3 protein-coding genes and 1 pseudogene are annotated in these 3,768 nt (G+C 71.0%); 1 reads left to right on the top strand and 3 read right to left on the bottom strand.

Annotated elements, in window-relative coordinates; genetic code table 11:
• Window positions 1-242, bottom strand: a pseudogene (locus tag GH736_RS18955) (acyl-CoA dehydrogenase N-terminal domain-containing protein); the annotation flags it as partial.
• A gap of 208 nt (window positions 243-450) precedes the next feature.
• Window positions 451-1,857 carry an FAD-binding oxidoreductase gene (locus GH736_RS18950; protein WP_159606122.1) on the bottom strand — a complete coding sequence of 469 codons (1,407 nt, stop codon included), beginning with the start codon at window positions 1,855-1,857 and terminating at the stop codon, window positions 451-453.
• 153 nt (window positions 1,858-2,010) lie between these two features.
• Here GH736_RS18950 and GH736_RS18945 point away from each other — a divergent pair, with 153 nt between their 5' ends.
• Entirely contained in the window at window positions 2,011-2,283 is a 273-nt protein-coding gene (locus GH736_RS18945; RefSeq protein ID WP_159606120.1) for a DUF4242 domain-containing protein, read from the top strand.
• A gap of 51 nt (window positions 2,284-2,334) precedes the next feature.
• Here the strand turns inward: GH736_RS18945 and GH736_RS18940 are convergent.
• Window positions 2,335-3,768 (bottom strand): helix-turn-helix transcriptional regulator (locus tag GH736_RS18940; RefSeq protein WP_162529581.1); only part of this gene is annotated, 1,434 nt, incomplete at its 5' end.

Here is a 3,768-nt window from a genome sequence, read left to right as displayed (position 1 = left end):
TCCTTGAACCCGGTCGCCGTGCTGACGGTGCCGTCGGGGTTCAGCCGCGCTCCCTCGAGGTCGCCGGCACGGTTGGTGGGTGCCACGACCTCGGCCATGAAGTTGCCGGCCTCGTCGAGGATCTCGGTTACCGTCTCGAGGTCAGCGTGCTCGTACCCCGGGAGCAGCGCGACCGCGTCGTAGTCCACCACGTGCTCGAGGATGAAGGCCATGTCGGCTGTCGGGAGTCGGAATGCGCTCATGCCCGCAGCGTAACTCCGCTTTCGCGGGCGGTCCGTGAACTCTGCGGGTTCCACGATGCGCGTCATCGGGCCGCTGGCCGGTTTGGCGGCATCCCACAACGCCGCGTCTTGCACTGAACGAGGCGGCCCCAGAGTGACCCGCGGTGGCGCGCAGCGCGTGATGGCGGTGCTCATCGACTGACGCGCACGCCTCGCGGCATCCGTCTGGTCACCGCGACGGCGGGATGTTCGGGTTGATGTGGAACAGGTTCTCGGGATCCCAGCGGTCCTTGAGCTTCACGAGCCGGGCGTAGGACTCCGGGCTGAAGCCCGAGCGCACGTGGTCGGCTCGGGCCGCATCGAACTCGAAGTTGAGGTAGACGCCGCCGGTCGTGAACGGTGCCATCGCCGCCGAGGCCTCGCGCACCCATCCGATCTCGCGCTCGGTGTCTGCCGGATCGGTCCATGCGGCGATCGGATGCCACATGTAGGCCGCATCGCGGTGACCGAAGGCCGTGGCCTCCTCGTCGACGGCGCTGATCGCGCCGCCGTGGCGGAACAGGATCGAGTAGCTCATGGGGCTCGTGGCCCGGCGGCCGTGGTCGACGAACGTGGCGATGGCGTCGTCGCTCAGCGCCGCGAGGTGCGCGCCGCGGTGGAAGTTCAGCCAGCCCTGCGGGGCGAACGGGTCGACGAGCGTCTGGAACGCGGTGTACGGCATGCGGTCGATCCCGTCGACGGCCGGCGGCCCGCCGATCTGCCCCCTGAGCGGACGCAGCACCTCCTCGCCCTCGTCCGCGTCCCCCGCGTACATGGCGAGGATCATGACCGCCGGCACTCCCTGCAGCTCGGGGGGAATGAAGGGCTCGGGCGGCGCGCGGAAGACGATGAACGCGCTGCCCACGGCATCCGGCGCCGTCTCGATCCAGTCGCGCCAGGCGCGGCCGATCGCGACCGCGTCGTCGAGCGGATGCACCACGAGCCCCGCCATGACGATCGGGCCGAGCTCGTGCAGCCGGAACTCGAACGATGTCACGACGCCGAAGTTGCCCCCGCCGCCGCGCAGGCCCCAGAGCAGGTCGGCGTTCTCGTCGGCGCTCGCCGTGACCACGCGGCCGTCGGCCGTCACGACCTGCGCCGAGAGCAGGTTGTCGCATGCGAGGCCCCACTTCGTGGAGAGCCAGCCGTAGCCGCCGCCCAGCGTGAAGCCGCCCACGCCCGTGGTCGTCACCCGGCCGCCCGGCGTCGCGAGGCCGAACAGCTGCGTCTCGCGGTCGAACTCGCCCCAGAGCACGCCGCCGTTGGCCCGCGCGACGCGAGCGTCGGGATCGACGTGCACGCCCTTCATGCCCGACAGGTCGATCAGGATGCCGCCCTCGGTGGCGCCGTTGCCGGCCACGCTGTGGCCGCCGCAGCGCACGGCCAACGGCAGCCCGCCCTCGCGAGCGAGGGCGATGGCGTCGATGACGTCGGCCGTTCCCGAGCAGCGCGCGATCAACGCGGGCCGCTTGTCGATCATCCCGTTGTAGACGGCCCGGGCGGCGTCGTAGCCGTCGTCGCCCGGCGTGAACTGCTGTCCGTGGAAGGAGGGAGCGAGCTCGAGGGTGAGAGTCTCGCTCGGGGTCGGGTGCTCCATGAGGGATACCTCCTCATCGCCTAGGCGTGACGTTTCCACCGCCCGCGTGCGCTGTCAAGGCCGCCGAGGTCGCCGCGGACGGCGACGGGAAAGGGGGACGTCGTGACGCATCGGGAGTACCCTGTGTGGTACCTGCGTCAAAGGAGATGGCAGATGCCGTACTTCATCATCGAACGCAATTACGCCGAAGACGTCGTGGTTCCGGTGGATGCCGCAGACGACATCAACCTCATCAACGATGAGGAGGATGTGCGGTGGCTCTACTCGTTCCTCTCCGTCGATCGCCGCAAGAGCTACTGCCTCTATGAGGCGCCGTCGATCGAGGCGATCAGGGCGGCGGCGGTGCGCGCCGGTCTGCCCGCCGACGTCATCACCGAGGTCGACGGCCGGGTGATGCCGAACGGCGTCCTCGCCGCGGTGAGCTAGCCGAGTTCGTCAGGTCGAGCCGGTCGGGCCGAGCCGGTCGGGCCGAGCCGGTCAGGCCAGCCCGCGCTCCCGCGCGTACATCGCCGCCTGGGTGCGGTTCTCCGCGCCGATCTTCGTCAGAATGTTGCGCACGTGGTTCGCGGCGGTATGCTCGCTGATCACCAGGCGCGTGGCGATGTCGCGGTTGCTGCGGCCCTCGGCGATCAGCGCGATGACCTCGCATTCCCGGGCGGTGAGCCCGTTGGTGTCGAGATCGGATGCCGCAGCGCCGCCGTCGAGTGACCGCAGCACCCGCACCATGCCGGCCGGTTCGGCGATCGCCCGCGCGCGGGCGGCGTACTCGCTCGCCTCGCGCGAGCCCGGATCCACCCGTCGCAGGTGCGTGGCCGTCGCCGCGAGCGTGCGCGCCACGTGGAGCGGCGCATCCGTTCGCTCGGCGAGGTCGAGCGCCCGTTCGAAGTGTTCGAGCGGCGTGCCGGTGCCGAGCAGCGAGTCGACCTCCCCGAGATAGCAGTCGGCCGGGCCGAACGGCGCCACGAAGATGCCCGACATGAGGTTGAGGCCGGCGTACTCCGAGAGCCACGGACGCAGTCGTTCCGCGGCGGCCACGTCGCCGAGCTGCAGGGCCGCCTCGGTCATGAACGCGAGACGGGCGGCCCACTCGGCGGAGTCGCTGGCGTTCGGCGCGAGGTGCTCGAGGAGCCAGTCGAGCATCCGCCGGGTGGGCCCTTCGAGTCCGAGTTCGGTGTAGAGGGCGAGCAGGCCGGGCGCCCAACGCTGGGTGGGCGACTCCTCCCCGGTGACGAAGCGGCGAACCGCCTCGACCCGTCCCGACTCGCGGCGCAGCATATAGCTCTGCAGGGCGTTCGCGCTCGAGTCGGAGTCCTCCCGGAACACGCTCTCGACCTGCTCCAGGTGTCGGCACGCGACATCCGCGTCGTCGAGGCGCCCGGCGATGAGGGCCCGACCGAACCGCACGCACACCACCCAGTAGCGCCAGTGCCCGCCCCAATGCCGGCTCATCATCCCGAGCTCCTGCTCGCATTCGTCGAGCCTGGCCCGGTCGCCGAGGAGGTAGCTGTTCGCGAACACGTTCAGGATCGCCGCGCCCATCCACTCGCTGTCCATAGGTCGGGTGAGGGCCCGCATCTCGAGCGCACGCGCCTGTCGCTTCGCGATCCCCCGGGGTCGCAGGGTCATGGTGGCGGTGGAACGGAGCACGGAGGCCAGTACCAGCGGGTCGCCCATCGCGCGGGCGAGCTCGACCGCCCGGTCGCCGATCCGCTCCGCCTCGTCGACGGCTCCGGTGAACGCCGTCGCGCGGGCGAGCGCTCCGAGCGCTTGCACGTACAGGGGGTCGTCTTCGTCGCGGGGAATCGCCGCGAGCCCGGCCGAGAGCAGCTCGAGCGCCCGGTGCCCGAGCAGGCCCGGCCGCCACGAGGCATCCTCGTACCCGATCGCCGCGCGCAGGCGCAGTCGCGGGTC

Origin of the sequence: Agromyces humi (genome assembly GCF_009720255.1) — a bacterium.
In the GTDB taxonomy this organism is placed as follows: Bacteria; Actinomycetota; Actinomycetes; order Actinomycetales; family Microbacteriaceae; genus Agromyces; species Agromyces humi.
The sequence above is the reverse complement of the archived record's forward strand: the minus strand, read 5'-3'. Positions and strand labels throughout refer to the sequence as shown.